26 protein-coding genes and 1 rRNA gene are annotated in these 26,358 nt (G+C 50.1%); 17 read left to right on the top strand and 10 right to left on the bottom strand.

Annotated features, from left to right (window positions below):
• The 8 genes from EVJ32_RS08120 to dnaA form a co-directional block, all read right to left on the bottom strand.
• Nucleotides 1–111 (bottom strand): 16S ribosomal RNA (locus tag EVJ32_RS08120); the annotation flags it as partial.
• Between the two features lie 225 nt (nucleotides 112–336).
• The gene (locus tag EVJ32_RS08115) at nucleotides 337–1,326 is read right to left on the bottom strand and encodes an HD-GYP domain-containing protein (RefSeq protein ID WP_131457824.1); all 990 of its coding nucleotides are present in this window, start codon (nucleotides 1,324–1,326) and stop codon (nucleotides 337–339) included.
• Between the two features lie 61 nt (nucleotides 1,327–1,387).
• Entirely contained in the window at nucleotides 1,388–3,976 is a 2,589-nt protein-coding gene (gene gyrA / locus EVJ32_RS08110) for a DNA gyrase subunit A (protein ID WP_131457823.1), read from the bottom strand.
• Nucleotides 3,977–3,998: 22 nt separating this feature from the next.
• A complete protein-coding gene (gene gyrB / locus EVJ32_RS08105) occupies nucleotides 3,999–5,927 on the bottom strand; it encodes a DNA topoisomerase (ATP-hydrolyzing) subunit B (RefSeq protein WP_131457822.1) in 1,929 nt (642 codons plus the stop codon).
• 54 nt (nucleotides 5,928–5,981) lie between these two features.
• Complete coding sequence (gene recF / locus EVJ32_RS08100) at nucleotides 5,982–7,100, bottom strand: DNA replication/repair protein RecF (RefSeq protein WP_070329327.1); 1,119 nt, start codon at nucleotides 7,098–7,100, stop codon at nucleotides 5,982–5,984.
• Nucleotide 7,101: 1 nt separating this feature from the next.
• Nucleotides 7,102–7,317, bottom strand: a complete 216-nt coding sequence (gene yaaA, locus EVJ32_RS08095; protein WP_070329328.1) for a S4 domain-containing protein YaaA — start codon at nucleotides 7,315–7,317, stop codon at nucleotides 7,102–7,104.
• Between the two features lie 134 nt (nucleotides 7,318–7,451).
• Complete coding sequence (gene dnaN, locus EVJ32_RS08090) at nucleotides 7,452–8,591, bottom strand: DNA polymerase III subunit beta (protein ID WP_070329329.1); 1,140 nt, start codon at nucleotides 8,589–8,591, stop codon at nucleotides 7,452–7,454.
• 197 nt (nucleotides 8,592–8,788) lie between these two features.
• Nucleotides 8,789–10,162, bottom strand: coding sequence for a chromosomal replication initiator protein DnaA (gene dnaA, locus EVJ32_RS08085; protein ID WP_070329330.1), 1,374 nt, complete (start codon nucleotides 10,160–10,162; stop codon nucleotides 8,789–8,791).
• A 778-nt stretch (nucleotides 10,163–10,940) separates the two neighbouring features.
• Between dnaA and rpmH the strand changes: the two genes are divergently transcribed.
• The 4 genes from rpmH (at nucleotide 10,941) to EVJ32_RS08065 (ending at nucleotide 13,212) form a co-directional block, all read left to right on the top strand.
• A complete protein-coding gene (gene rpmH, locus EVJ32_RS08080; protein WP_083274156.1) occupies nucleotides 10,941–11,075 on the top strand; it encodes a 50S ribosomal protein L34 in 135 nt (44 codons plus the stop codon).
• A gap of 157 nt (nucleotides 11,076–11,232) precedes the next feature.
• Nucleotides 11,233–11,586, top strand: coding sequence for a ribonuclease P protein component (gene rnpA / locus EVJ32_RS08075; protein ID WP_070329331.1), 354 nt, complete (start codon nucleotides 11,233–11,235; stop codon nucleotides 11,584–11,586).
• A gap of 103 nt (nucleotides 11,587–11,689) precedes the next feature.
• Nucleotides 11,690–12,550, top strand: a complete 861-nt coding sequence (gene yidC, locus EVJ32_RS08070) for a membrane protein insertase YidC (protein ID WP_131457821.1) — start codon at nucleotides 11,690–11,692, stop codon at nucleotides 12,548–12,550.
• 119 nt (nucleotides 12,551–12,669) lie between these two features.
• Complete coding sequence (locus EVJ32_RS08065) at nucleotides 12,670–13,212, top strand: HdeD family acid-resistance protein (protein ID WP_131457820.1); 543 nt, start codon at nucleotides 12,670–12,672, stop codon at nucleotides 13,210–13,212.
• Nucleotides 13,213–13,230: 18 nt separating this feature from the next.
• Here the strand turns inward: EVJ32_RS08065 and EVJ32_RS08060 are convergent, their stop codons facing one another.
• The gene (locus tag EVJ32_RS08060) at nucleotides 13,231–13,407 is read right to left on the bottom strand and encodes a nucleotidyltransferase domain-containing protein (protein ID WP_131457819.1); all 177 of its coding nucleotides are present in this window, start codon (nucleotides 13,405–13,407) and stop codon (nucleotides 13,231–13,233) included.
• Between the two features lie 170 nt (nucleotides 13,408–13,577).
• On the opposite strand from EVJ32_RS08060, the gene mnmE reads away from it, so the two are divergent.
• The 5 genes from mnmE (at nucleotide 13,578) to EVJ32_RS08035 (ending at nucleotide 19,363) form a co-directional block, all read left to right on the top strand.
• The gene (gene mnmE, locus EVJ32_RS08055) at nucleotides 13,578–14,957 is read left to right on the top strand and encodes a tRNA uridine-5-carboxymethylaminomethyl(34) synthesis GTPase MnmE (RefSeq protein ID WP_070329335.1); all 1,380 of its coding nucleotides are present in this window, start codon (nucleotides 13,578–13,580) and stop codon (nucleotides 14,955–14,957) included.
• A gap of 15 nt (nucleotides 14,958–14,972) precedes the next feature.
• Nucleotides 14,973–16,859, top strand: a complete 1,887-nt coding sequence (gene mnmG, locus EVJ32_RS08050) for a tRNA uridine-5-carboxymethylaminomethyl(34) synthesis enzyme MnmG (protein WP_131457818.1) — start codon at nucleotides 14,973–14,975, stop codon at nucleotides 16,857–16,859.
• A 4-nt stretch (nucleotides 16,860–16,863) separates the two neighbouring features.
• Nucleotides 16,864–17,580: a 16S rRNA (guanine(527)-N(7))-methyltransferase RsmG gene (gene rsmG, locus EVJ32_RS08045; protein WP_070329336.1), complete on the top strand. Its 717-nt coding sequence runs from the start codon at nucleotides 16,864–16,866 to the stop codon at nucleotides 17,578–17,580.
• Nucleotides 17,581–17,659: 79 nt separating this feature from the next.
• Complete coding sequence (gene noc / locus EVJ32_RS08040) at nucleotides 17,660–18,538, top strand: nucleoid occlusion protein (RefSeq protein ID WP_070329337.1); 879 nt, start codon at nucleotides 17,660–17,662, stop codon at nucleotides 18,536–18,538.
• 42 nt (nucleotides 18,539–18,580) lie between these two features.
• The gene (locus EVJ32_RS08035; RefSeq protein WP_131457817.1) at nucleotides 18,581–19,363 is read left to right on the top strand and encodes a ParB/RepB/Spo0J family partition protein; all 783 of its coding nucleotides are present in this window, start codon (nucleotides 18,581–18,583) and stop codon (nucleotides 19,361–19,363) included.
• Here the strand turns inward: EVJ32_RS08035 and yyaC are convergent.
• Nucleotides 19,336–19,962: a spore protease YyaC gene (gene yyaC / locus EVJ32_RS08030; protein ID WP_131457816.1), complete on the bottom strand. Its 627-nt coding sequence runs from the start codon at nucleotides 19,960–19,962 to the stop codon at nucleotides 19,336–19,338. The genes EVJ32_RS08035 and yyaC overlap by 28 nt on opposite strands.
• 170 nt (nucleotides 19,963–20,132) lie before the next feature.
• On the opposite strand from yyaC, the gene EVJ32_RS08025 reads away from it, so the two are divergent.
• The 8 genes from EVJ32_RS08025 (at nucleotide 20,133) to rplI (ending at nucleotide 26,355) form a co-directional block, all read left to right on the top strand.
• Nucleotides 20,133–21,071 (top strand): mechanosensitive ion channel family protein, encoded by a 939-nt coding sequence (locus EVJ32_RS08025; protein ID WP_131457815.1) that lies wholly within the window; start codon nucleotides 20,133–20,135, stop codon nucleotides 21,069–21,071.
• The gene (locus EVJ32_RS08020) at nucleotides 21,061–21,264 is read left to right on the top strand and encodes a DUF951 domain-containing protein (protein ID WP_016509068.1); all 204 of its coding nucleotides are present in this window, start codon (nucleotides 21,061–21,063) and stop codon (nucleotides 21,262–21,264) included. The genes EVJ32_RS08025 and EVJ32_RS08020 overlap by 11 nt, the downstream gene beginning before the upstream one ends.
• A gap of 153 nt (nucleotides 21,265–21,417) precedes the next feature.
• Nucleotides 21,418–22,518: a redox-regulated ATPase YchF gene (gene ychF / locus EVJ32_RS08015; RefSeq protein ID WP_131457814.1), complete on the top strand. Its 1,101-nt coding sequence runs from the start codon at nucleotides 21,418–21,420 to the stop codon at nucleotides 22,516–22,518.
• Nucleotides 22,519–22,648: 130 nt separating this feature from the next.
• Nucleotides 22,649–22,936, top strand: coding sequence for a 30S ribosomal protein S6 (gene rpsF / locus EVJ32_RS08010; RefSeq protein WP_016509090.1), 288 nt, complete (start codon nucleotides 22,649–22,651; stop codon nucleotides 22,934–22,936).
• 37 nt (nucleotides 22,937–22,973) lie between these two features.
• The gene (gene ssb / locus EVJ32_RS08005) at nucleotides 22,974–23,501 is read left to right on the top strand and encodes a single-stranded DNA-binding protein (protein ID WP_070329342.1); all 528 of its coding nucleotides are present in this window, start codon (nucleotides 22,974–22,976) and stop codon (nucleotides 23,499–23,501) included.
• 41 nt (nucleotides 23,502–23,542) lie between these two features.
• The gene (rpsR, locus tag EVJ32_RS08000; protein ID WP_015880232.1) at nucleotides 23,543–23,773 is read left to right on the top strand and encodes a 30S ribosomal protein S18; all 231 of its coding nucleotides are present in this window, start codon (nucleotides 23,543–23,545) and stop codon (nucleotides 23,771–23,773) included.
• A 150-nt stretch (nucleotides 23,774–23,923) separates the two neighbouring features.
• Nucleotides 23,924–25,915, top strand: a complete 1,992-nt coding sequence (locus EVJ32_RS07995) for a DHH family phosphoesterase (RefSeq protein WP_131457813.1) — start codon at nucleotides 23,924–23,926, stop codon at nucleotides 25,913–25,915.
• Nucleotides 25,912–26,355, top strand: coding sequence for a 50S ribosomal protein L9 (rplI, locus tag EVJ32_RS07990; protein WP_070329344.1), 444 nt, complete (start codon nucleotides 25,912–25,914; stop codon nucleotides 26,353–26,355). The genes EVJ32_RS07995 and rplI overlap by 4 nt, the downstream gene beginning before the upstream one ends.
• The last annotated feature ends 3 nt before the right edge of the window (nucleotides 26,356–26,358 follow it).

Here is a 26,358-nt window from a genome sequence, read left to right as displayed (position 1 = left end):
TCATTCCGTCGACTTCCCCCCGAAGGGTTCCGTCGATTTCCTGCGCTCGACTTGCATGTATTAGGCACGCCGCCAGCGTTCGTCCTGAGCCAGGATCAAACTCTCCAAAGAATTTGATATAGCTCTTGAAAATGACGAAGCTTGCGCTTCAATCAAAACTTGTAAAACTTTTTTTGCCTCATCGTTCAGTTTTCAAAGTTCGTCTGCCGCTCTTAGCGACTCATTAATAATAGCATCTGTGATTATATTCGTCAACTATAAAAATAAAATATTTTGAAAGAATAATATCTAGCGTATTCTTTCGACGGCACTATATAGAAGGAACACGCTAGACGGTTACTGAAAAGCGACGATTCGAACCTCATCAAGTTGAGATAAATCGTATGTTTCTTGTGTTGGTTCAGAGATTACGACCGGTTGTTCCACGCTCGGCGTGTAGCATTGAATCGTTCCGCGCACACCGCTACTCAGTAAGACAGTCCGTCCTACTTCGTAAAAGCCAAGCAGTGTAGCTAAGAGCGTCAACGCTTCCCCATCGTATGCCTCATTTTGCCACATATAAAAATAAGCCTCTTCTGGTGTCAACGCTTCTCTGAACGTACGTGGGGCTGTCAATTGGCAGAATCGGTCGGCGACGATGAACAACGGTGATGCAGGATGAAGGGCTCGTTCTTCTAACCGACTCGGAAAACCTGACCCGTCTAAACGCTCATGATGTTCGGCAATCAATTTACCGACCCTGGCTCTAAGTGTCTGATCTTGCGGTAACATCGTAAGCGAGACGAGCGGGTGCTGATACAATAGCTCTCGTTCCATTTTTGTGAAATAGCGCATGTGGGACCATTTTCGTATTTTAGCGTAGCTCGCATCTGCGAAATAAGAAGCAACACCATAATCGAATTGAATGCGGTGTTCGTCTCCTCGGTATTTCGATAGCGTCTTGGCTACTAAAGCTCGATAAATCGCATGATGAATCACATGATTTTTTCGAAGTGGTTGATTCGTAAAGAACGTGACGACGGCCGATAGCGGATATTCACGTTTGAACAGTTGATGGACGAATTCAAGCGCTTCGTAAGGGTTGGGGGCAATCCGTTCTTCCCATTGATTGTAATGCCGTTCGTATTGGAGCACTTTTGCACATAGATCGATTTCCTCGTCGCGGGTAAGATGGCGACATTCGACCGGAGCAACATCAATGGCTCCTACCTTTAAAAAACGGAGCAAGCGTAAATGTTCGTTTGTCAGTTTCGTTCCTGCCTCTAACGAAGAAACTGACGTCAAAAGCGTCATCCCAACGTGAACGTTTGAAATGGCAAGTCGCATGCTCATCCCTCCTGATTATATGAAAAAAGGTCGAACGGAAGCACCGTTCAACCTTTTCGTCTTACTCAGTCTCTTCAGACGATGGGCCAACTTCGGGTGCTTCATCAACAAACCCATTCTCCACATCAACTGTCGATTCCTCTTCTAATTCATCTTCTAATTCATCTTTTTTCAGTTTAGCAATTGTCGCCAAGCGGTCGCCATCTTCGATATTCATGACTTTAACACCGCGCGTGCTACGCCCCATTTGCGAAATTGTTTGGGCATCGATTCGAATCGCGACACCGAGCTCGGTCATGAGCATGATGTCATCATCTTCATCGACTACGCGCATCCCGACGACAGTTCCGCGGTCTGTCTTGATTCCGATAATTCCAGAACCGCCTCGACCTTGTGTCCGGAATTGTTCCATCGCTGTGCGTTTGCCGTATCCTTTTTCCGTGATGATGAGCACGTCTTGTGTCGGGCGTACAATTTCCATCGAAACGACTCGATCATCATCCTTCTTCAATCGAATCGCACGTACACCGCGAGCCGTACGGCCCATCGAACGGACCTCACCTTCGAGCGGGAAGCGAATCGACATCCCGGCGTGTGTCACAATCAACATCTCGTCGTCGCTCTTCGCTAGACGTACAGTAACGAGCTCATCGCTATCGTTCAAGCTGATGGCACGCAATCCGTTTTTGTTGATGCGGGCATAGGCAGAAAGCGGTGACCGTTTGACAAGTCCGTGCTTCGTGATAAACACGAGTGACAATTGCTCATCAGCCACTTCTTCTTCTTCTTCTGAACCTTCACCAGCGTCCTCAACGATGGCTTTGTCCGCCAAATAGCTATTAAAGTCGACCGGGATCATCGTTTCGACCTTCTCACCCTTATCGACTTGGAGTAAGTTGATAATCGGCATCCCTTTCGCGGTTCGGCTCATCTCAGGAATCTCATATCCTTTCAAGCGGAACACGCGACCGAAGTTCGTGAAGAACAAGATCGTATCGTGCGTTGAAGCAGATAAGAGGCGCAATACGAAGTCTTCGTCATTCGTACCCATTCCTTGTTTCCCTCGACCGCCGCGACGTTGTGTGCGATACGAGTCACTCGGAATCGATTTGATGTAGCCTTCGCTCGTCAGTGCGATCATCATGTCCCGAACCGGGATCAAATCCTCATCCTCAAGCTCGATGATGTCGGTACGAATCACCGTACGACGTGCATCGCCGTAACGCTCTTTGATTTCAGTCAACTCATTGCGAATGATTTCGAGAAGGAGTTCCTCATCCCCTAAAATCGCACGCAATTCTTCGATCAACGTACGGATCTCGCGATACTCGCCTTCGATCTTCTCGCGTTCAAGACCGGTCAACCGTTGGAGACGCATATCGAGAATGGCTTGTGTCTGCTCTGTTGATAGTCCGAAGCGAGCAATCAATTTCTCACGGGCCTCGTCACCGGTCCGCGTGCTGCGGATGATGGCGATGACTTCATCGAGGTGGTCGAGCGCGACACGGAGACCTTCGAGAATATGCGCACGCGCTTCTGCCTTATCGAGGTCGAACTGCGTCCGGCGCCGAACGACTTCTTTTTGGTGTTCGATGTAATAATAGATCGCTTGTTTCAAGTTGAGCGTTTTCGGACGTCCTCCGACGAGCGCGAGCATGTTCACCCCAAACGTCGTTTGCATCGGCGTCTGTTTATACAAGTTGTTCAAAATGACGCTTGCGTTCGCATCGCGGCGTACCTCGATGACGACGCGCATTCCGTTTCGGTCCGACTCGTCACGAAGGTCTGTGATGCCCTCGATTTTCTTGTCGCGAACTAGGTCAGCAATCTTTTCAACGAGACGGGCCTTGTTCACTTGATACGGAATTTCATGGATGAGGATGCGTTCACGGCCGTTCTTCAACACTTGGATCTCGGCTTTCGCGCGCATCGTGATCGATCCGCGACCTGTCTCATACGCCCGGCGAATACCGCTGCGTCCTAAAATCTCACCAGACGTCGGAAAGTCCGGACCCGGAATGTACTGCATGAGCTCTGAAATCGTGATGTCCGGATTGTGCGTGAGCGCAAGCACGCCATCGATTACTTCGTTCAAGTTATGTGGTGGTACGTTCGTCGCCATCCCGACCGCGATCCCGCTCGTACCATTGACGAGGAAGTTCGGGAAACGGGCCGGCATAACGACTGGTTCTTTCTCTTCACCATCAAAGTTTGCTTGATAGTCAATCGTGTTTTTACCAATATCGCGCACGAGTTCCATCGCGATTTTCGACATCCGGGCTTCCGTGTAACGCATTGCCGCTGCCGAGTCTCCATCGACGGACCCGAAGTTTCCGTGGCCATCAACGAGTTCGTAGCGATAACTGAAGTCTTGTGCCATCCGAACCATCGTCTCGTAAACAGCTGAATCACCGTGTGGGTGATACTTACCGATGACGTCCCCGACGACACGGGCAGACTTCTTATGGGGCTTGTCGGCACGAATCCCGAGCTCGTTCATCGCGTAAAGGATACGGCGGTGAACCGGCTTGAGACCATCTCGTACGTCCGGGAGGGCACGCGACACGATGACGCTCATCGCGTAGTCCATGAACGACGTCCGCATCTCTTGGCTAATATTTATATCCTTGATATTTTCTTGTTCTGCCATTCGTTATTGCCTACCCTTCTTTTTAAATATCGAGGTTTTTCACGTAGTGTGCGTGTGACTGGATAAAGTCACGGCGCGGCTCGACATTGTCGCCCATGAGCGTCTCAAAGACCTCATCTGCCTCGATGGCGTCTTGAAGGTCGACACGAAGCATCGAGCGAGACTCTGGATTCATCGTCGTGCTCCAAAGTTGTTCCGGGTCCATCTCACCGAGACCCTTGTAGCGCTGTACACTATAGCGCGCGTTCTCAGGAAGTCGTTTGATTGCTTCTTGGAGTTCGCGGTCGTTTTGGACGTAAACAATCTCTTTACCATGTTTTACACCGTAGAGTGGCGGCTGGGCGATGTAGACGTAGCCGCTCTCAATAAGTGGCCGCATGTAACGATAGAAGAACGTCAGCAACAGTGTCCGGATGTGGGCACCATCGACGTCGGCATCGGTCATGATGATCAACTTATGGTAACGCGCCTTGCCGAGATCGAATTCGTCGGCGATCCCGGTCCCAAGTGCCGTGATGATTGTCCGAACTTCTTGGTTGGCTAAGATTTTATCGAGTCTTGCTTTCTCGACGTTGATGATCTTACCTCGGATTGGCAAAATCGCTTGGAAATGACGGTCGCGTCCTGACTTGGCTGATCCACCGGCCGAGTCACCCTCGACGATGTACAGTTCAGATTTCGATGCGTCCTTCGATGAACAGTCGGCCAGCTTACCTGGCAACGAGCTGACTTCAAGGATGCCTTTACGACGTGTCATTTCACGGGCGCGTTTGGCCGCGAGGCGGGCACGGGCTGCCATGAGCCCTTTGTCGACGATGAGTCGGCCGACCGACGGGTTCTCAAGCAAGAACTGTTCGAACGTCTCGCTAAAGAGTGAATCTGTCACCGTACGGGCGTCAGCGTTACCGAGCTTCGTCTTCGTCTGTCCCTCGAACTGCGGTGACGGGTGTTTGACCGAGACGATCGCGGTCATCCCTTCACGCACGTCGTCGCCGGAAAGACTGCCATCAGCCTCTTTCATCAATCCAAAGCGTTTGGCGTAATCGTTGATCGCCCGTGTCAGTGCCGTTTTGAACCCGGTCTCGTGCGTCCCGCCTTCGTGTGTCGGAATGTTGTTTGTGAACGAGTAAATATTGCTAGAGAACCCTTCGTTGTACTGCAGCGCGATTTCTACTTCGATCCCGTCTTTCGTACCGTGTACATAAACCGGCTCATCGTGGATCGAAGACTTCGAACGGTTCAAATGCTCGACGTAAGACTTGATCCCGCCTTCGTAACAATAGTTTCGCTCAATCGTTTCGTCGCCCCGCTCATCTTTTGCGACGATGCGAAGTCCTTTGTTCAAGAAAGCAAGTTCACGCAAGCGCGTTGCTAGAAGATCAAAATCGTATTCGAGTGTTTCGTCGAAGATGTCTCCATCTGGGAAGAAACGAACCGTCGTACCGGTCGTGTCTGTCGTACCGACAATCTCGAGCTCACCTTGAGGGGCGCCGCGTTTGAACGCTTGATAGTAGACGTTACCGTTTCGGCGTACGAATACTTCGAGTTTCTTCGACAAGGCGTTAACGACGGACGCCCCGACTCCGTGCAAACCACCCGACACTTTATATCCACCGCCGCCAAATTTACCTCCGGCGTGGAGAACGGTGAAGATGACTTCAACGGCAGGACGTCCTGTCTTTTTCTGAATGTCAACCGGAATCCCCCGGCCATCATCTTCGACAACGACAGAGTTGCCTGGTTCGATCGTCACGGTAATCGTTTCACAATGACCGGCGAGCGCTTCATCAATCGAGTTGTCGACGACTTCCCACACTAAGTGGTGGAGCCCGCGCGAACCCGTCGAACCGATATACATCCCTGGGCGTTTACGAACGGCTTCTAACCCTTCAAGCACTTGAATCTGATCGGCACCGTAATCTTGCATTTGTTTTTCATTTTCGTTACTCATCGGTTTCATTCACCTACTATACATGAATTGGTGTTCATAAGGATTGGTCGTACGTTAGACAGATTCCGTCTCAACTTTACCTTGTTTCACGTGAAACAACTTGGCTTGTTGAATCGTTTCGTGAGCAATTCCATCGATATTGGTCGTCGTAATAATCGTTTGGACTTTCTGCCCCATCGTATCAAGCAGATGGGTTTGGCGATGATCATCTAATTCAGATAAGACGTCGTCTAACAACAGCAGCGGATACTCCCCGACCTCTTCGTGGATCAGTTCAATCTCCGCTAGTTTTAACGACAAGGCCGCCGTGCGTTGCTGGCCCTGTGAACCGAACGTTTGGACGTTCCGATCATTGACGTACAGTTCGAAGTCGTCGCGATGGGGACCGAACAAGGTCACACCTCTTCTTCGTTCGTTCTCTCTTATTTTATCAAACTTTTGCCGATACGTTTCAAACATCTGTTCTTTCGTGTGACGTTCTTTTTGAAACGTGTCCGAGACGTATTGAATCGTCAACGTTTCTAAGTTCCGAGTGATTCCTGCATGGATCGGTCCGGCCCATTTCTCGAGTTGATCGATAAAATGGTGGCGCCTGGAGACGATTTTGACGGCAAGCTCAATCAGTTGGTCGGTGAGCACTTCGAGCAATGTCTCGTCCCCACCTTTGATCGACAGTTGTTTTAAAAATGCATTCCGTTGCTTCAGTGTTTTCAAATACTGATTCAAGTCATGTAAGTAAATCGGACTGACTTGTCCGATTTCCATATCTAAAAAACGTCTTCTTCCTTGAGGGCTGCCTTTGACGATTGCAAGATCTTCTGGCGCGAACAAGACGACGTTGAACGCTCCGACGTAGTCACTGAGCCGTCGTTGCTCGAGGTGGTTCAGTTTCGCTTTTTTCCCTTTCGGAGAAAAGCTCAGCGACTGTACCGTTTCACCGGTACGTTTATGGATCCGACCCTCGACGATGGCCGTTTCCGCTTCCCACCCGATCAGTTCACGGTCTTGCGTCGTCCGATGCGACTTTGCGAGCGCAAGTACGTAAATCGATTCGAGCAGATTCGTTTTGCCTTGGGCGTTCTCACCGATGAGAACATTCGTCTGTTCTGAAAAATTTAGCTCAAGGGCTTCGTAGTTGCGGTAGTTTTGCAGTCGAATCGACAATAAGTGCACGTTAGTTCCCCTCGATTTGGAAGTCCCCGTAGCCCTCGACTTCAATCTTGTCTCCGTCGCGGAGTTTACGGCCGCGGCGTTGATCGACCTCGCCGTTCACTTTGATCTCAACGTCTTCCAAAAAGAATTTCGCTTGGCCTCCGCTTGAAATAATATCAGCTAATTTTAAAAATTGTCCGAGTGTTACATACTCGGTCGTAATCGACACTTTTTCCATGTCGTCACTTCCTTTCCTTCATACTTTTCACAAAAAATCGCCATACATATTAGTTTATCGAAAAACGTCGAATAAGGCAAAAATAGGGATGATAAGGTGAAACACCTCATCATCCCCGATTCGCTCCATCTTGATTACGATGTGCGGACTGGCAAAATCAACTGAAGGACACTATCTTGTTCGACCGGACGCAAAATGAACGGGCGCATCGAACCTGTGAATTGAACCTCGATTTCCGTCGCATCGAGCGCACGAAGCGCATCCATGACAAATTTCGAGTTGAACGAAATTTTGAGTTCTTCACCTTCGAGCGATAAGATGCTGACCCGCTCGGACACTTTCCCGACTTCAGGCGAGTGTGAAGAGACTTCGACCGTGTTCGCTTCTTCAGCCACGAACTTGATGACATTGTTGCGATCCGAACGTGCCAACAGCGATGCACGATCAATCGCCTGTAAGAAATCTTTCGCATTCAAACGAACTGCAGTCCGATATTCTTCTGGGATCAAGCGAGACGTATCTGGGTACGCTCCATCAAGAAGACGTGAAAAGAACGAAATGTTTTTCAGACGGAATAGAATCTGTTGGTCCGTCAAGACGATTTCAATCGGCAACTCTTCACGGTCGAGTAATTTCGCGAGCTCATTGAGCGAACGACCAGGTACGACGACGTTTTGGAACGTCAAATCGTCATCTGTTTCAAAACGGGCCCGGCGCAGTGCTAACCGATGGCTATCCGTCGCGACGCATGTCAAAAATCCTTTTTCAGCTGAGAAATTCACACCTGTCAGGACTGGCCGTGTCTCTTGCGACGAGACGGCAAAGCTTGTTTGGCGAATGATCGTCTTCAACAAATCGGCCGGAAGATAGAACCGGCGGTCGCTAGCTAGTTCAGGGAGACGTGGATACTCGTCTGGGTCGAGTCCGTTCAGATGGAACTCCGCTTGACCTGATTCGATACGCGTCATGAAGTTTGGTGAGACTTCGAGTGTGACTTCGTTCGTCGGAAGCTTCTTGACGATTTCACCAAGGAAACGGGCGTTCAAGACGACGCTACCGGCACGTTGGATTTGGATGAGTTCGATTCCACCCTCTTCGACCGGGATCAATCGTTCGATCGAAATTTCCGTATCACTTCCTGTGAGCGTCAATCCATCTGCATGGGCTTCAAGTTTTAATCCTGTCAAAATCGGGATCGTCGTTCTAGAAGCAACAGCTTTTGATACATCTTGTACGGCTTGCATGAATACATCGCGCTGAATCGTTAAGTGCATGTGGATAATTCCTCCTAAGTGAAATGAGTCATATAGTTTAATAATAATAGTATTATTTAAGTCATAATAGTAATAAGGGCTGTGGATAGTGGGGATAACTCACTTGAACAACTGGTGTTGAGCCAATCTGCCTGTGAATAACGTGTGGATAACTCGGCTTGTTTATCCACAGGATATCCACAAGAGGAATGAGACGGTTACGACAGCGCCTTCTTCAATGTTTTAATCGTCTCTTGCATCTCCGGATCATGCTTGAGTAACGTGCTAATCTTCTCATGAGCGTGGATAACTGTAGTGTGATCCCGCCCACCGAACTCTTCTCCGATTTTAGGGAGTGAGCTCTCGGTCATCTCGCGTGATAAATACATCGCGATCTGTCTCGGGAAAGCGAGCGTCTTCGTCCGTTTTTTCGCTTTGAGCTCATCGACCTCGATGTTAAAGTGATGACCGACGATCTCTTGGATGTCACGGATGACAATCTTCTTCGCCTCTTGCACCGGCATGATGTTGTGGAGCGCTTCGGCAGCGACATCAGGGTCAATCGGCCGGGCGACCAGCTTCGCATAGGCGACGACGCGGGTAAGTGCGCCTTCAAGCTCACGAATGTTCGTGTCGATTTGATTCGCGATGTAGAGCATGACGTCATTGGCGATATCAAGCCCTTCAGCTGTCGCTTTCTTCCGTAAAATCGCGATCCGCGTCTCGAGGTCAGGCGGCGTGATATCCGTGATCAGTCCCCATTCGAACCGAGATCGGAGACGATCTTCTAACGTCGGAATCTCTTTAGGCGGCCGATCGCTCGAGATGACGATTTGTTTTTGATCGTTATGGAGCGCATTGAACGTGTGGAAGAACTCTTCTTGCGTCTGTTCTTTCCCGGCCAAGAACTGAATGTCATCTATTAATAGAACATCGATGTTCCGGTAACGGTTACGGAACTCCTCTGTCTTATTGTCGCGGATTGAGTTAATGAACTCATTTGTAAACTTTTCCGACGAAACGTAGGCGATTCGTGCGCCTGGCTTCTGCCCTTTCACGTAATGACCGATCGCATGCATCAAGTGTGTCTTTCCAAGTCCGACTCCCCCATAGATGAAGAGCGGGTTGTAAGCTCTCGCAGGCGCTTCGGCCACAGCCAGTGAGGCAGCGTGGGCAAACCGGTTGCCCGAACCGATGACGAACGTTTCAAAGATATACTTATCGTTTAATTGACCGAGGTTCCCTTCCTCTTTTGATCGTACTGGAACCGGCTGCTCTCTCGTTTCTGTAGCGGCAATCGCTTCTTTTGATCCCTCGGCAGGAGCATACTTGTGCGCTTGCGACTCCTCGATAAAATGAATCTCAAGTCGATTGTTCGTCACTTCCTCAACCGTATCTTGCAGTAATGACAAGTACTGACGTTCGAGCCAAGTGACAATGAAACTAGCGGGTGCAGATACGACGAGTGTCGTTCCCATCAATGAAATTCCTTCCGTTGACTTCAACCACATGTCAAAGCTAGCTTTTGGTGTTCGTTCTTCTTCGTCGATTAGAGATAAAACATTTCTCCAAATCTCGCGAGCATTTTTCAATGAAAGACCTCCTTTACTCACATATTGGCGAAACTTATTCACATGATATACACATTCACTATTCTTATAGTAGAAACTAGGCTTATCCCCAGGAAACAAAAACTGTGGATAACGTTATCCACAAGGTGTTAACTATGGGGATAACAGTTATCCACAGGCTGTGTATATCTCGGAATTGATGAAATATCATCCACGAGTTGTGCACATTTAGTTTAGCAAAATAAAATAGACGTGGCAACGGTTTTTGACATTTATCCACAGATTTAAAAAACAATCCACAGGCACTTATCCACATGCTGTGGACAGTGTGGATAAGCTGTGGATATGTTGTGGATAAACTTAAAGTGAACGAGCCGTCATGAAAAAGTTATGCACAAAAGAGGGAGAAAGAAAATAACGTATTGTTTTTGTAAGAGAAGAAAGTGGAATTTTAAGAAACCACACGTTACAATTGTTGAAAAAGACGGAGTTATACACATATAAGTGTGGATAACTAGGTGGATATGTGGATAAAATGGCTTTATCAAGCTATTTGTAAAGGAATGACGGCTCAAATGTAAAGGTTGCGTCTCGTTTAGTCCCCTATTTTATCGATGTCTAGCCTGATCCGTCTAGCTGGGGAGATCAAGTCCATCGCTGCCAACTATTCGTGCCCGATTCGAAAACCTCTTGAAATGCCATTGACAATCGGTAGAACAGTTTATATAATCTTAAAGACTGCCTTAAATGAAACTATAACTTGCTAATAGAGCGTTAACCTTGAGGAGGTGCTTTAACCATGAAACCAACTTTTAATCCTAACAACCGTAAGCGTAAAAAAGTTCACGGATTCCGTTCGCGTATGGCGACTAAAAACGGCCGCAACATTCTTGCAGCTCGTCGTCGTAAAGGCCGCAAAGCCTTGACTGTCTAATAAAGATCAAAAGATTGCCCGGGGAACTGATCCTCGGGCAATCTTTTTTTATCGTCACAGAATCGAACGGAAAAAATTGATTCTCACTCGTTGAAATGAATGGGATATGATATGATGTTAGGTGACGATTTTTGAAGCGAAGGATGGAGTGAGAATTTTGAAAAAAGAATACCGCCTCCAAAAGAATGAAGAGTTCCAAGCGGTGTTTCGCGAAGGACGCTCCGTGGCTAATCGTCAGTTTGTCGTCTACACGCAGAAGGCGGATCAAGCGCATTTCCGGGTTGGACTTTCTGTCAGCAAAAAGTTAGGGAACGCAGTGGAACGAAACCGAATGAAACGATTGATGCGTGAATCGCTTCGCTTGCTCGAACCGAACGTAGCTCCGCATAATTATGTCATCATCGCTCGTAAACCGGCGACGTCGCTCTCGCAAGATGAAGTGACGGAAAGCTTGAAGCATGTCTTCAAACGAGCTAAAGTTTGGCAACAGAGACAAGTCGATCGATCATAACAATCCGAGCTCGTTCTTTCATATATAACGCGAACTAATTAGGATTGACCGATAGACGTGTGACGCAACTAAAAGAATCGATACAGAAAGCGTAGGAGGAATTATGAGCAAAAACCTGAAATTAGGATTATTGGCCGTCATGACTGGTGTCATCTTGTTGATGGCCGGATGTGTCGATCCATCGACAATCCAAGGAGAGCCGATCACGGCTGAAACGGAAGGCTTCTGGTCTCAATACTTTGTATGGCCACTAGCATGGTTGTTAAAAGAAGCGGCTTATTTAATCGGCGGCACTTGGCAGTACGGGTATTCGATCATCATTGCGACGATCATCGTCCGCCTCTTGATCTTACCGCTCATGATCAAGCAGACGAAGAGTATGGGTGCGATGCAAGTGTTGCAGCCGGAAATGCTCAAGCTTCGTGAGAAGTATAGCTCGAAAGACCAAGAGACACAGCGTAAACTGCAAGAAGAAATGATGAAGATGTATCAAGACTACCAAATCAACCCGCTCGCAGGGTGTTTGCCAATCTTGATTCAAATGCCGATCTTGTTCGCATTCTATGATGCGATTCGTCGGACACCTGAAATCTTTGAAGCAAGTTTCCTTTGGTTCGACCTTGGTGCGCCGGATCCGACGTTCATCTTGCCGATCCTTGCTGCGATCTTGACGTATGCCCAACAAAAAATCTCAATGGCGGGGCAAGAACAAAACCCGCAGTTGAAGATGATGCTTTATATCTTCCCGGTCATGATCTTCGTCATGTCGATCACCCTCCCGGCAGCCCTCTCGATGTACTGGGTCGTCGGTTACATCATCTCAATCATTGTGACGATGGCGATCATGTTGCCGATGCGTGAGAAGATGAAAGTTCAAGCTGAGGCGAAAATCGCTGCAAAAGAAGCAGAGCGTGCGGTACTCGCAGAAGAAGAAAAACAGAACAAAAAGAAAAAACGCAAATAAACGTTGAGGCTGTGGATAAATGATCCACAGCCTTTTTTTGTGACAAGAGAAGTATTGTGGATAAAATGCGGGAATAGGATTAAGGACCAATTATCTGAATCAAGAAGGGAGCATTCCTAATGGAGACGCTGATCAAACGGCTTGAGCGTTCGACGTTAGTCCAAGCCGGTATTTATTTGGTGATCGGGTTACTGATTTTATTTAATCCGCGCTTTTTCTTTGACGTCATCGTTTATCTCGTCGCCGGTTATTTTGCTGTGCTCGGTCTTTGGGTGTTGTTCCAAGGTCTTCGCCAACGAAAAGATGGGTTGCCGCCATCCTTCTTTATGGGGATCGTCTATATCTTGATTGCCTTGATCGTCTTTTTCTTCGCTGAAACGTTAGCCAGCCTCTTGCCGCTCTTCATCGGTTTCTTGTTCTTGTTTGGCGGGCTCATCCGGCTCATTCAAGCCGTTGGTTTTCGCAAGACGATTGCGAGTCGGTGGATGTTCTTTCTATTGAGCAGCTTGTTGTGGATCGGGATCGGGCTACTCATGCTGGCGAACCCGTTCGACAGCTTACTCGTCTTGTTTCAATTGTTCGGCGGCTTTTTAATTGCCGTCGGTCTCATCGAATTAGTACTCTATTTCACGCTTCGGTCTGCAAGACGCCAGCACGGATGAACGAAGAGCCGCCTGATTTCACAGGCGGCTCTTTTCGCATTGGAGCCAATCCGGGGCGACCATGACATAAAGGTCGACGTCCGAATGCTCATCGCCTTCCCCGCGTCCAAACGATCCTTTAAGAAAAATCGCTTGAACGGCTTCGTCTTGCTGTAACACGTCCGTCAGTTTAGAAATGGCCTCAAGTTGTCTCATTCCGTCGTGCCTCCTTTGGAAATATATTCCGCTATTGTACAAAAGTAAAAACTGAAAAAGCAACTTGTAACGTAAAGGTCGGACCCTTTCGTTCGAGCTAAATATCGTGTATAGTAGGTGCGTTATGCATATGATAGATAAAGATGTTTGAAGTATGGGAGGGGAAGATTATGCTAGAGTTTGACACGATTACAGCCATTTCGACGCCGATGGGTGAAGGGGCAATCGGAATCGTCCGTTTGTCCGGTGACAAGGCTGTCGAGACGACGGCGAACGTGTTCGCGGGCAAAGACTTGACGGAAGTGGACTCGCACACGATTCATTACGGAAAACTGAAACGGCCTGGCACAGACGAGGTCATCGATGAAGTGATGGTCAGCGTCATGCGGGCGCCGAAGACGTTCACGCGAGAAGACGTCGTCGAAATCAACTGTCACGGAGGAATCGTCGCGGTCAATCGTGTCCTCGAGCTGATCCTCGAACAACCGAACATTCGATTGGCAGAACCAGGCGAGTTCACGAAGCGCGCCTTTTTGAATGGCCGCATCGACTTGTCACAAGCGGAAGCGGTCATGGATTTGATTCGGGCGAAGACCGACCGCGCCATGACCGTGGCGATGTCACAGATGGAAGGTCGTTTGTCGCGGCTCGTCCGCGATTTGCGTCAACTGTTGCTTGAAACGATCGCAGCCGTCGAGGTCAATATCGATTACCCAGAGTACGATGCTGAAGAGATGACGCAAGCGATCGTTGAAGAGAAGGCGGGCGAAGTGAAACGTGTGCTCGAACAACTGCTCGAAACGGCTCGCCAAGGAAAGATTTTGCGCGAAGGTCTCGCGACAGCGATCATCGGACGGCCGAACGTCGGCAAGTCCTCGCTGTTGAACACGCTCGTCCAGGAAACGAAGGCGATCGTCACGGAAATCGCGGGAACGACGCGCGACACGATCGAAGAGTACGTGAACGTCAAAGGCGTTCCGCTCAAGCTGATCGATACGGCCGGGATTCGCGAGACGGAAGACATCGTCGAACGGATCGGTGTCGAAAAATCGCGGAAGGCGCTTGCGGGCGCCGATCTCATCTTGCTCGTCTTGAACGGTCATGAGGGCTTGACGGTCGAAGATGAGGCGCTATTCGAGGCGATTGCCGGCATGAATGCGATCATCATCATCAACAAGACAGACTTGCCACAAAACATGGATTCTTCTAAGCTAGAGAAATTAGCGGCAGGGCGCCCGATTGTGGCTACATCGCTATTATTGGAAGAAGGGATCGATGCGCTTGAAAAGGCGATTTCGAACTTGTTCTTCGCCAAAGGCGTCGAGTCGCAAGATATGACATATATCTCGAACGCACGACACATTCAACTCATTAAACGAACGATCGAGCAAATCGATGAAGCGCTCGGTAGCGCCGGCATGAACATGCCGATTGACATGGTCCAAATCGATTTACGTCGGGCGTGGGATACGCTCGGGGAAATCAATGGGGACACGGTCCAGGAAAGTTTAATTGATCAACTGTTTTCACAGTTTTGTCTTGGGAAATAAGAAGGAGGAAACACTATGGCTTACACGGCAGGCGAGTTTGACGTCATCGTCATCGGAGCCGGTCACGCGGGGATCGAAGCGGCACTTGCATCGGCGCGCATGGGCGCGAAGACAGCGATGCTCACGATGAACCCGGACATGGTCGGGTTTATGTATTGCAATCCGTCGATCGGAGGTCCCGCTAAAGGGATCGTCGTTCGTGAAATCGATGCCCTCGGAGGCGAGATGGCGAAAGCGATTGACGCGACATATATTCAAATGAAAATGCTCAACACATCAAAAGGTCCAGCGGTGCGTGCGTTACGGGCGCAAGCGGACAAATTCCAATATCAAAATCACATGAAGAAAGTGCTTGAAGACGAGCCGAACCTGTTGCTTCGTCAAGCACTCGTCGAGCGACTCATCGTCGAAGACGGGCAAGTACGCGGTGTCATCACGAACACAGGCTCGGAGTATCGGGCGAACGCGGTCATCGTCACGACCGGTACGTTCATGCGCGGACAGATCATCATCGGAGAACTGTCTTATGAGAGCGGTCCGAACAACCAAATGCCTTCTGTCGAGCTGTCGAAGCATCTCGAAGAGCTCGGGCTTGAACTTGTTCGTTTCAAGACGGGTACGCCGCCGCGAATCGACGGGAAGACGATCGATTATTCAAAAACGGAGATTCAGCCGGGGGACGAGAACCCGTCGCTCTTCTCTTACACGTCGACCGACCTCAATCCGATCGAACAGATCCCGTGCTGGCTCACGTATACGAGCGAGCGGACGCACCAGTTGATTGACGAGAACTTGCATCGTTCGCCGATGTATTCGGGCGCGATCAAAGGGACAGGGCCACGCTACTGTCCGTCGATCGAAGATAAAGTCGTTCGTTTCAACGACAAGCCGCGTCATCAAATCTTCCTTGAGCCAGAAGGCCGCGACACGGAAGAAATCTACGTCCAAGGTTTCTCGACGAGCATGCCGGAAGACGTCCAGCACCAGATGCTCCGGACGATCCCGGGTCTTGAAAACTCAGAGATGATGCGCCCCGGTTACGCGATCGAATACGACGCGGTTGTACCGACGCAACTGTGGCCGACACTCGAGACGAAGGCGGTCAGCGGTCTGTTCACGGCTGGGCAGATCAACGGGACGAGCGGATATGAGGAGGCAGCCGGGCAAGGTATCATGGCCGGTATGAACGCCGCCTGCAAAGTGCTCGGGAAAGACCCGGTCATCTTGGACCGGTCGCAAGCGTATATCGGTGTCTTGATCGACGACCTCGTGACGAAAGGGACGAACGAGCCGTACCGTCTGCTGACGTCACGTGCCGAATATCGCTTGCTCCTTCGCCACGATAACGCCGATCTTCGCCTCAGCGACATCGGACACGAAGTCGGTTTGTTGTCGGCTGAGCGCCATGCAAATCTTGAAGACAAACGTACAGCCATCGCTGCGGAAGTGAAGCGGCTCCAGTCGCTCGTGATCAAACCGTCGGCTGAAGTGAATGCGATTTTGGAAGAAGTCGGGGCGAACCCGCTCAAAGAAGCAGCACATGCCAACATCTTGTTGAAGCGGCCCGAAGTGACGTACGCGACGCTGACGCGGTTTGCACCGGCTCTGGTCGAAGTGCCGTTCGAAGTGGCTGAACAAGTCGAGATTCAAGTGAAATATGAAGGCTACATCTCGAAACAGCTCGAGCAAGTCGAAAAAATGCGTCGTATGGAAGAGAAGCGCATCCCTGAGAAGCTCGACTATGACGCGATCAGTGGTCTTGCGACGGAAGCACAACAGAAATTGAAACAAGTTCGTCCGCTCTCGATTGGACAAGCGTCACGTATTTCCGGGGTGAACCCGGCCGACGTATCGATTCTTCTTGTCTATATCGAGCAGGGACAATACGCAACGGTGGAGTGAGACGATGAATCAATCCCAATTTATTGAAGCCTTACAGGCAGAAGGGTTCGAACTGAGCGAGAAACAACTCGCCCAGTTCGAACGGTATTTCGAGATGCTCGTCGAATGGAACGAGAAGATGAATTTGACGGCGATCACGGATAAAGAAGAAGTCTATTTGAAGCATTTCTATGATTCGCTGAGCGCTGCGTTTCATTTCGACTTCACGGCCGTCGAGACGGTATGTGACGTCGGCGCCGGGGCAGGATTCCCGAGCTTACCGCTCAAAATCTTGTTCCCGCACTTACATGTAACGATTGTCGATTCGCTCAACAAGCGCATCACGTTCTTGAACGAACTCGCCCTCGCTCTCGAGCTAGATGGCGTCGCGTTCCACCATGGACGCGCCGAAGAGTTCGGGAAAAATAAAAAATTCCGTGAGCAATTTGATGTCGTGACGGCCCGTGCCGTCGCGCGGATGACGGTGCTCGCCGAGTACTGTCTACCGCTCGCAAAAGTCGGCGGAACGTTCGTGGCGCTCAAAGCCGCGAAAGTTTCCGACGAACTTGTGGACGCGAAGAATGCCTTGGCGGTGCTCGGTGGGAAAGTAAAAGCGACACACCAGTTCCTATTGCCAGGAGAGATGAGTGAGCGTAATATCGTAATTGTAGATAAATTACGTAAAACGCCCGGGAAATATCCGCGTAAAGCGGGAACGCCGGCGAAAGAGCCGCTAATCTGAGTATTCTTGTTTCACGTGAAACTAAAAGCAGATTCCAGTGGTGGAATCTGCTTATTTTTTACATAAAGGGGTGCCGACGTTGAAGAAAACATTTGCTAAACTGTTCGGAAGTCGTCAAGAAGTGGCCGTCACGGAAATGACGCAAGTTAAACCGAACGACACGGTCCAAGAAATCGCTTTAGCATTACTTCTTCCAAACCGTTATCAACCGCGTAAAGTATTTGAACCGGCTAAGATTGAAGAGTTGGCCGTCACGATCGAAGAGCACGGATTGCTTCAGCCGATCGTCGTTCGTAAGGCGGAAGGGGACCGCTATGAGATCATCGCTGGGGAGCGTCGTTTTCGCGCGGTCAAATCGTTAGGATGGTCCGTCATTCCGGCCATCGTCCGTGACATGGATGACGATACAACGGCCGCCTTGGCGCTCATCGAAAACTTACAACGCGAACAGCTTAGCCCGATTGAAGAAGCGGAAGCGTATGACCGGTTGTTGTCGATGAAACAGTTGACGCAAGACGCGCTCGCGAAGAGCCTCGGTAAGAGCCAGTCGACAATCGCGAACAAGCTACGCCTCTTGAAGCTGCCGAACGACGTCAAACAATGTTTACGTGACCGTCAAATCAACGAACGACATGCCCGGGCGCTCTTGCCGCTCAAAGAAGAGTTGCTGCAAATTCAAGTACTCACGGAGATCCTTGAAGAAGACTATAACGTCAAAGAGACGGAACAACGTGTCGCGTTCCTGACGACGCCGATTGAGGAAGAAAAACGGAAACCGAAGAAGCAACGCCGGCGGACGAAAAGTTTTGCCCGAGACACTCGAATCGCGATCAACACGATCCGTGACTCGATTGATCTGATCGGGAAAACCGGTATCGAAGTTCAAACCGAAGAAGTCGATGAAGAAGAGTTTGTTGAAATTCGAATCCGAATCCCAAAAGCACGGCCACAAAAGTGAGCTCGTGCTTTTTTTATAATTCATGAACAAGGAGGCGTCACGATGGAAAAGTTAGCGCTCAAATTTATCCGTCCCAACCCGAACCAACCAAGGAAGCAATTCGAAGCCGAGAAGCTAGAAGAGCTGCGACAATCGATTGAACGGTACGGTGTCTTGCAGCCCATCGTCGTCCGTAAGGCGAGCGGCTATTATGAGATCATCGCTGGCGAGCGGCGCTATCAGGCGGCGATGCTTGCCGGAAAGGAAGATATTCCGGCGCTCATCGTGACGGCCGACTCGGATCGGGTCATGGAGCTCGCGCTCATCGAGAACATCCAACGGGCTGATTTGAACGCGATCGAAGAAGCGCTCGCCTATGAGCAACTCATGCAGACGTTAGGGCTGACGCAACAACAGCTCGCCGAACGTGTCGGGAAGAGCCGGAGCCATGTGACGAATAGCCTCCGGCTCCTGAGACTGCCGAGCGCGGTCCAACACGCGGTCATGGTCGGGGAACTGACGATGGGTCATGCCCGTGCCATTACCGGCATGAAGTCGGAGGCGGCGATGGAACAAATCGCGCGACGTGTCATTGCTGAGCAGTGGACGGTCCGCCGGCTCGAGCGCCATTTGCAAAAAGAGCGCACAGAAAAAAAGACGCTCAAACGCTCAGACGCCGACGTCGAAGCCGTCGAGGCCGTGCTTGCGGAACGTCTTCAAATGGATGTCTCGATTCGGTCACGTCGAAAAGGCGGCGTCCTCGAGTTGAAATATTTTTCGCAGGAAGACTTGGAACATTTGTTGACGCTGTTGTCACCTCAAGATTTTGATTCGTCACGTGATTGACGAAGTCTTGTGAACGCAGCCTCTTCATGGTGGATGTTTCCGATTCGCGAATCGAATTCGACGAATCCGGCGGTGACGAAGTGCGCCAGTTCGTAAACGAGGTGGAGACGCGTGTTTTGTAGAATCATCATCTCCATGAAGCCGCTCACGTTGACGACCGCCTTGATGTTGTATTCGCCGACCGAGGGGAGTTCTTTTTGAACGCCAGCGCCCGGTGCGAGCGGGCCTTCCGAGAAGAAGACGTAACCGACGCTCGATAAGCGGCCGAGGCAGGCATCGATGGCGATGATGAGCGGACGGTGAAAGCGTGTCTGAATCTCATGGAGCGTTTCTACTAGGTTTAATGCGTGGACCGGTTTCGTGAGTGTTCCGTAGACGTGCAAGTTCCGAACCATTTTTTCCTCGAGAAACGTACCGACGAGGGGACCGAGCGAATCTCCGGTCGAACGGTCGGATCCGATGCAGACGAGAACGATCGGACGGTGTGTCTCGCTCGCCAACTGTTCGTGAAGCTGGTCAGCAAAAAGTTTGGATCCACTCCGTTCAGTATGTTCGATGAAGAAAGAGTATGGTTTATGAGGTTTTAGGCGAAACGGCATGAATCTCATCCTCTCTTCTAAGCTGTTTGTGATCTAGTTGCATTTGCGGAAGGATATCGTATTAACCCATTCCCGGAACAAGGAAACTTATAACGTCCGGATGTAGGGTTTGAGAAAAGTCATCAATTATGGTTTGATGGGTTAGAATATATGACTTTAGAGGTGACAACATGGCTTCACAGAATACAGAAACAGATTTAAGTACGGTGGCCGACGAGACGATTAATAACGTCAACCGCTTCGTCGCGTATTTTCAAGACACAGAGATGTGGATCGCCCTTGGGATTAAGCTGACCGGGGTCGTGCTCATCATCGTGGCGTTGTATGCGGCGACAAGAATATTGACGTCGATGGTCCAGCGCGTGTTCACGTTACGTAAAATCCATGAAGATAACATCGTGGCGCAACGGCAAAATGAAACGCTTTTGAAACTGGCGCAAAACACGATCCGTTATGTGATCGGACTCATTATGATTTTGACCGTACTCGGTCAATTCGGGGTCAATATCGCTGGTTTGATCGCATCGGCCGGGGTCGCGGGTCTCGCCATCTCGTTCGGTGCCCAAAACTTGGTCAAAGACGTCATCACAGGCGCGTTCATTATTTTTGAGAACCAGTACAAGAACGGGGACTATGTGAACTTGAACCAACAAGTCGACGGGACCGTCATTGAAGTCGGCATCCGGACGACGAAACTTAAAGGATTGAACGGACAAGTGACGATCATTCCGAACGGCCAAATCATGCAAGTGACGAACTACTCGCTTGAGAACAGCGTCGCTGTCGTCGATATCGGGGTCGCTTATGAGGAAGAGGTAGAAGGGGTCGAAAAAGCGCTGAAAGAAATCGCGAAGGCGGTCGAGGCAAAGTATCACGATCTGTTCATCGAACCGATCACACTCGCCGGCGTGCAGTCGCTCGGACCGTCGGAAGTCGTGTACCGTCTCATGGCCGAAGTGCCGCCGACGCAACATTTCGCGGCAGGCCGGATTTTGCATAAAGAGTTGAAGGCCGGACTTGATGAGCGCGGGATTGAAATTCCATATCCACGCACGGTCATGATGCCTCCAACGACTTCGACTAAAGGAGCGCCCGAAAATGCAGGCTAAATCGTATGAGTTAAACGATTTTGTAGAGATGAAGAAACCGCACGCTTGTCAGACGAACCGTTGGCAAGTCACACGGGTCGGGATGGACATCCGAATCAAATGTCAAGGCTGCGGAGCGAGCGTCTTAATGCCGCGACGTGACTTTGACAAACGTTTGAAAAAAGTGCTTAAACAAGAGAACGCCGCTGAATAAGTGGCGTTCTTCTCTATGTTGCAACCGTGAGTTGCGGTTTAATCGAGGACTATCTATAATTGTGAAGGATGTGACGGTGTGGTGTACTGAACGTACCCACTCCACAGACGGATCAACATTTCCCGGGAAACACCGGATGAGGAGGAAATATAAGTGGGATTAACAGCAGGAATCGTCGGGTTACCGAACGTCGGGAAATCGACATTATTTAACGCCATCACGCAAGCAGGTGTAGAAGCGGCCAACTATCCGTTTGCTACAATCGACCCGAACGTCGGAGTCGTCGAAGTACCGGACGCGCGTTTGGACCGGTTGACGGAACTCGTCAAACCGAAGAAGACGGTACCGACAGCGTTCGAATTTACAGATATCGCTGGAATCGTCAAAGGAGCATCAAAAGGAGAAGGTCTCGGGAACAAGTTCCTAGCCAACATCCGTGAAGTGGACGCGATTTGCCAAGTCGTCCGTTGTTTTGAAGATGACAACATCACCCACGTCGCCGGTAAAGTGTCGCCGATCGATGACATCACGACAATCAACCTCGAGCTCATCTTGGCGGACCTCGAACTTGTCGACAAGCGCATCACGCGCGTTCAAAAAATGGTGAAGTCAAAAGATAAAGGGGCCGCCCAAGAACTTGAAGCACTCGAGATCGTTCAAGCGGTCCTCGAATCAGAGCGCCCGGCCCGTGTAGCCGAATTGACGGAAGACCAACTCGCGATCGTCAAACACTTCCAACTGTTGACGATGAAACCGATGCTTTACGTCGCGAACGTGAGCGAAGACGAAGTCGCGGACTCGGACAACAACAAGTACGTGCAAGCCGTGCGTGAACACGCCGCGACGGAAGATGCGAAAGTGATCGTCATCTGTGCGCGCATCGAGGAAGAAATCTCTGAGCTTGAGCCAGAAGAGCGCCTTGAGTTCTTACAAGACCTCGGGATTGAAGAGTCTGGCCTCGATCAGCTGATCCATGCCGCGTACTCGACGCTAGGTCTCGCCACATACTTCACGGCAGGTGAGAAAGAAGTCCGTGCTTGGACGTTCAAACAAGGGATGAAGGCTCCTCAGTGTGCCGGCGTCATCCATTCGGACTTTGAGCGCGGATTCATCCGGGCCGAAGTCGTCTCGTACGAAGACTTGTCGGCTGCCGGCAACATGGCACTCGTCAAAGAGCAAGGCAAGTTGCGTTCAGAAGGTAAAGAATATGTGTTCGAAGATGGCGACGTAGTCACGTTCCGCTTCAATGTTTAAGACATTTCCTTGAAACGTATTGTAAAATGCAAATAAGTTTGATAGTATATTATGACGTGAGTAAAACAATTGTTTGCTCCTTGCTCCTGCAACCGGTAGGAGCCGCTAGTCCAAGAGGAGGTGAAAGATAATGCGTAAATATGAACTACTTTACATTATCCGTCCATCAGTTGATGAGGAAGCTAAAAAAGCGTTGGTTGAACGTTTTAACAACGTCATCACTGAAAACGGAGGTACTGTTGAAAAAACAACAGATATGGGTAAACGTCGTTTCGCTTACGAGATCAACAAAATGCGCGAAGGATACTATGTTCTTCTTAGCATCACTGCTGAACCTAAAGCGATCCAAGAAACAGAGCGTCTCATGAAGATCTCTGATGACGTTGTCCGTCAAATGACAACTAAAGATGAGCGTTGATTCTTGACGCTTCATATTGTGAAAGGGGAGCTTTGAGATGATTAACCGAGTTGTGTTAGTTGGTCGATTGACACGCGATCCAGAAATGCGTTATACGCAGAGCGGAATCGCCGTAACTCGCTTCACTCTCGCTTGCGATCGTCCATTTACTGGACAAGATGGGAAGCGTGAGGCGGACTTTATTGATTGTGTCGTTTGGCGCAAACAAGCAGAGAACGTGGCGCAATATTTGAAAAAAGGCAGCATGGCCGGCGTAGACGGTCGCCTTCAAATCAGTAGTTACGAGGGTCAAGATGGCCAACGTCGTTACCGGGCAGAAGTCGTAGCAGATAGCGTACGCTTCCTTGAACCACGCGGTGCCTCAGCGCAACGTGATACAGCACCAGCGGGAGATGTTTTCGGTGGTGGTGAGTCAAGTGGATCAGGATGGGGCGCAGCCGCTTCTTCGACTTCATCTCAGTCCTCAAACCAATCTTCAAACCAATCTTCAAACAAAGGTTTTGAAGCAGATCCGTTCTCGGGTGGCGGCAAAATCGACTTATCGGATGACGATCTACCATTTTGATCGCGTCGATTCGAAACTAAACTAATAAAGGAGGTCTTCACATGGCACGTCGTCCAGGAGGTCGTCGTCGTCGTAAAGTATGTTTCTTTACGTCGAACAACATCACTCATATCGATTATAAAGACGTAGAATTACTCAAGCGCTTCGTTTCAGAGCGTGGGAAAATTCTTCCACGTCGTGTGACCGGTACTTCAGCGAAATACCAACGTCCACTTACTGTCGCTATCAAGCGTTCACGTCAAATGGCTTTGCTTCCATACGTTGCAGAGTAATGTTTGACACACGGCTTATCCTTTGGGGTAAGTCGTTTTTTTGTTTTCTGTCTCCACGTAGGAGTGTAAGTGAAACCGGCAGATATGGTATGATAGAGCAGAAACCATTTAGACATCATGAGTGCTAGGCACTCATTTTAGGAGGCACACATGCACAGTGGTGAAGCAATAACATCAGTGAAGAACCAATACGCACGTTACGCGATTCCGTATGTGATTGGAATGCTCGTTTCGTTAGGATTGGCGTTCTACAGCATTGTGGCGGCAATCACCCTGTTCGTGGGCACGCTGATCTTCTTCACGTATCAGCAAGTGACGATCCGGCGAGAACGCAAAGCGTGGGAACGTTATGTCCACTCGCTCTCACATCGGATTGAGGATGTCGGCAAAGAAGCGCTCACGAGTATGCCAATCGGGATTCTAATATTCGATGAGACCCGGCGCATCAGTTGGTTCAATGAACAGTCCCGACTCATCTTTGAACTTGAGATGGAACTGGGCATCTCGATTGACTCGATTCATTCGGCCTTTACGGAGTTGATCGAGGAGGAAGAGGACGAGGCGACGATTGAAGTCGGGGACCGTGTATACCGTGTCCTGTACAATAAGGAATATCAAACGCTGTACTTGTTCGATATGACGGACGAGGCGGAGATTGAACAGAAGTACTCTGAAACGCAGACAGTGATCGGCGTCCTCTACTTAGACAACTACGATGAGATGTCGACTGCGGTCGATGAACAGGTCCGCAGCGAAATCAACCGCCGTGTGACCGTTCTCTTGAACCAGTGGGCGCAAAAATATCACATTTATATGCGTCGGACGGCTGCCGACCGGTTTTTCCTCGTCATGAACGAACGAACGCTCTCGGAACTCGAGACCAATCGCTTCTCGATTCTTGATGAGGTCCGGGAAGCGACGAAGGAACATAAAATTCCGCTCACGCTCTCGATTGGAATCGGCTGCGGCGAGACGACGCTGACCGAACTCGGCAACTTGTCCCAATCGAGCCTCGATTTAGGGCTCGGGCGCGGTGGTGACCAAGTCGTCGTCAAACGTCATAACGGAAAAGTCCGCTTCTTCGGCGGCAAGACGAATCCGACCGAGAAACGGACGCGGGTACGTGCCCGCGTCATCTCGAACTCGATGCGTGATTTGATTCGAGAGTCGAGCCGTGTCCTCATCATGGGACATAAAAACCCGGACATGGATTCGCTCGGCGCATCGATTGGAATCATGAAGCTCGCTGAGTTTGTCGGTCGTGAGGCGTACGTCGTCATCCCGGCCGGCGAGACGAGTGTCGGGATTCAACGGCTCGTCCACGAAGTCGAGAATGATGAAGACTTGTACAGCCACTTTTTGACGGAGTTTGAGGCGCAACCGCTCATCGATGACCAGACACTTCTCGTCATCGTCGACACGCATCGTCCCTCACTCGTCATCTCACGGGATCTTTTAGACAGGGCCGAACGAGTCGTCGTCATCGACCATCATCGTCGCGGCGAAGAGTTTATCGAGGACCCGGTGCTCGTCTACATGGAACCTTACGCGTCGTCGACGTGTGAACTCGTGACAGAGTTGATTGAATATCAAGCGGGTACCCGCAAACTGTCGATTTTAGAGGCGACGTCGCTCCTTGCCGGAATCATGGTCGATACGAAAGGGTTCACGCTCCGGACCGGGTCGCGGACGTTTGATGCCGCTTCATTCCTCCGGATTCAAGGAGCGGACACCGTGCTCGTCCAACATTTCATGCGGCAAGACCTCGATTCTTATATCGAACAGTCGCATATTTTAGAGAATACCGACATTTATGCAGGCGGTATGGCAATCGCGGTCGCTTCAGACGACGAGGCCCATCATCAAGTGTTGATCGCCCAATCGGCGGACCAACTCCTGAACATGGAAGGCGTCAAGGCGTCGTTCGTCATCGCCATCTTGCCAGACGGTCGGACCGGGATCAGTGCCCGTTCGCTCGGCGACGTCAACGTTCAAGTCATCATGGAGATGCTCGACGGAGGCGGCCACTTGACGAACGCGGCCACGCAGTTGAACGTGGGTCGCGACGAGGCGAAACAGCTGTTAAAAGAAGCGATCGATCATTACACGACAGATGAAAACGAGGGAGAGGAATCGGAATGAAAGTCATTTTAAAAGTAGATGTTAAAGGTCAAGGACAGGCAGGGGACGTGAAAAACGTCGCCGATGCTTACGCAAAAAACGTACTCTTCAAGCAAAATTTGGCAGTCGAGGCGACACCAGGCAACTTGAAGGCGTTTCAAGCGAAAGAACGCCGTGCCGAGGAAGCAGCCGAAGAAGAGCTGAAAGCCGCACAACAGTTGAAAGACAAGCTTGAAAAAGAGACGATCGTCGTCAAGACGAAATCAGGCGAAGGTGGCCGTGTCTTCGGCTCGGTAACGAGTAAACAGATCGGTGAAGCGCTCAAAGGGATGGGTTACAAGATCGATAAGCGTAAAATCGAACTTGAACATCCGATCAAAGCGCTCGGTTTCACAAAAGTGCCCGTGAAGTTGCACCATGACGTCACGGCACTGTTAAACGTACATGTTCAAGAAGCTTGAAGG

This window comes from Exiguobacterium sp. SH5S4, assembly GCF_004337045.1.
GTDB lineage: Bacteria > Bacillota > Bacilli > Exiguobacteriales > Exiguobacteriaceae > Exiguobacterium > Exiguobacterium aurantiacum_A.
The sequence above is the reverse complement of the archived record's forward strand: the minus strand, read 5'-3'. Positions and strand labels throughout refer to the sequence as shown.

What these genes read in the sequence shown, in the direction of transcription:
- EVJ32_RS08035 (WP_131457817.1), top strand. Translation starts at nt 18,581, where the DNA reads ATGGAAAAGTTAGCGCTCAAATTTATCCGTCCCAACCCGAACCAACCA.
- dnaN (WP_070329329.1), bottom strand. Translation starts at nt 8,591, where the DNA reads ATGCACTTAACGATTCAGCGCGATGTATTCATGCAAGCCGTACAAGAT.
- EVJ32_RS08065 (WP_131457820.1), top strand. Translation starts at nt 12,670, where the DNA reads ATGGAGACGCTGATCAAACGGCTTGAGCGTTCGACGTTAGTCCAAGCC.
- EVJ32_RS08115 (WP_131457824.1), bottom strand. Translation starts at nt 1,326, where the DNA reads ATGCGACTTGCCATTTCAAACGTTCACGTTGGGATGACGCTTTTGACG.
- yyaC (WP_131457816.1), bottom strand. Translation starts at nt 19,962, where the DNA reads ATGCCGTTTCGCCTAAAACCTCATAAACCATACTCTTTCTTCATCGAA.
- rpsF (WP_016509090.1), top strand. Translation starts at nt 22,649, where the DNA reads ATGCGTAAATATGAACTACTTTACATTATCCGTCCATCAGTTGATGAG.
- EVJ32_RS08025 (WP_131457815.1), top strand. Translation starts at nt 20,133, where the DNA reads ATGGCTTCACAGAATACAGAAACAGATTTAAGTACGGTGGCCGACGAG.
- rsmG (WP_070329336.1), top strand. Translation starts at nt 16,864, where the DNA reads ATGAATCAATCCCAATTTATTGAAGCCTTACAGGCAGAAGGGTTCGAA.
- gyrA (WP_131457823.1), bottom strand. Translation starts at nt 3,976, where the DNA reads ATGGCAGAACAAGAAAATATCAAGGATATAAATATTAGCCAAGAGATG.
- EVJ32_RS07995 (WP_131457813.1), top strand. Translation starts at nt 23,924, where the DNA reads ATGCACAGTGGTGAAGCAATAACATCAGTGAAGAACCAATACGCACGT.
- rpmH (WP_083274156.1), top strand. Translation starts at nt 10,941, where the DNA reads ATGAAACCAACTTTTAATCCTAACAACCGTAAGCGTAAAAAAGTTCAC.
- rpsR (WP_015880232.1), top strand. Translation starts at nt 23,543, where the DNA reads ATGGCACGTCGTCCAGGAGGTCGTCGTCGTCGTAAAGTATGTTTCTTT.
- yidC (WP_131457821.1), top strand. Translation starts at nt 11,690, where the DNA reads ATGAGCAAAAACCTGAAATTAGGATTATTGGCCGTCATGACTGGTGTC.
- EVJ32_RS08060 (WP_131457819.1), bottom strand. Translation starts at nt 13,407, where the DNA reads ATGAGACAACTTGAGGCCATTTCTAAACTGACGGACGTGTTACAGCAA.
- ssb (WP_070329342.1), top strand. Translation starts at nt 22,974, where the DNA reads ATGATTAACCGAGTTGTGTTAGTTGGTCGATTGACACGCGATCCAGAA.
- EVJ32_RS08020 (WP_016509068.1), top strand. Translation starts at nt 21,061, where the DNA reads ATGCAGGCTAAATCGTATGAGTTAAACGATTTTGTAGAGATGAAGAAA.
- rplI (WP_070329344.1), top strand. Translation starts at nt 25,912, where the DNA reads ATGAAAGTCATTTTAAAAGTAGATGTTAAAGGTCAAGGACAGGCAGGG.
- gyrB (WP_131457822.1), bottom strand. Translation starts at nt 5,927, where the DNA reads ATGAGTAACGAAAATGAAAAACAAATGCAAGATTACGGTGCCGATCAG.
- yaaA (WP_070329328.1), bottom strand. Translation starts at nt 7,317, where the DNA reads ATGGAAAAAGTGTCGATTACGACCGAGTATGTAACACTCGGACAATTT.
- mnmG (WP_131457818.1), top strand. Translation starts at nt 14,973, where the DNA reads ATGGCTTACACGGCAGGCGAGTTTGACGTCATCGTCATCGGAGCCGGT.
- mnmE (WP_070329335.1), top strand. Translation starts at nt 13,578, where the DNA reads ATGCTAGAGTTTGACACGATTACAGCCATTTCGACGCCGATGGGTGAA.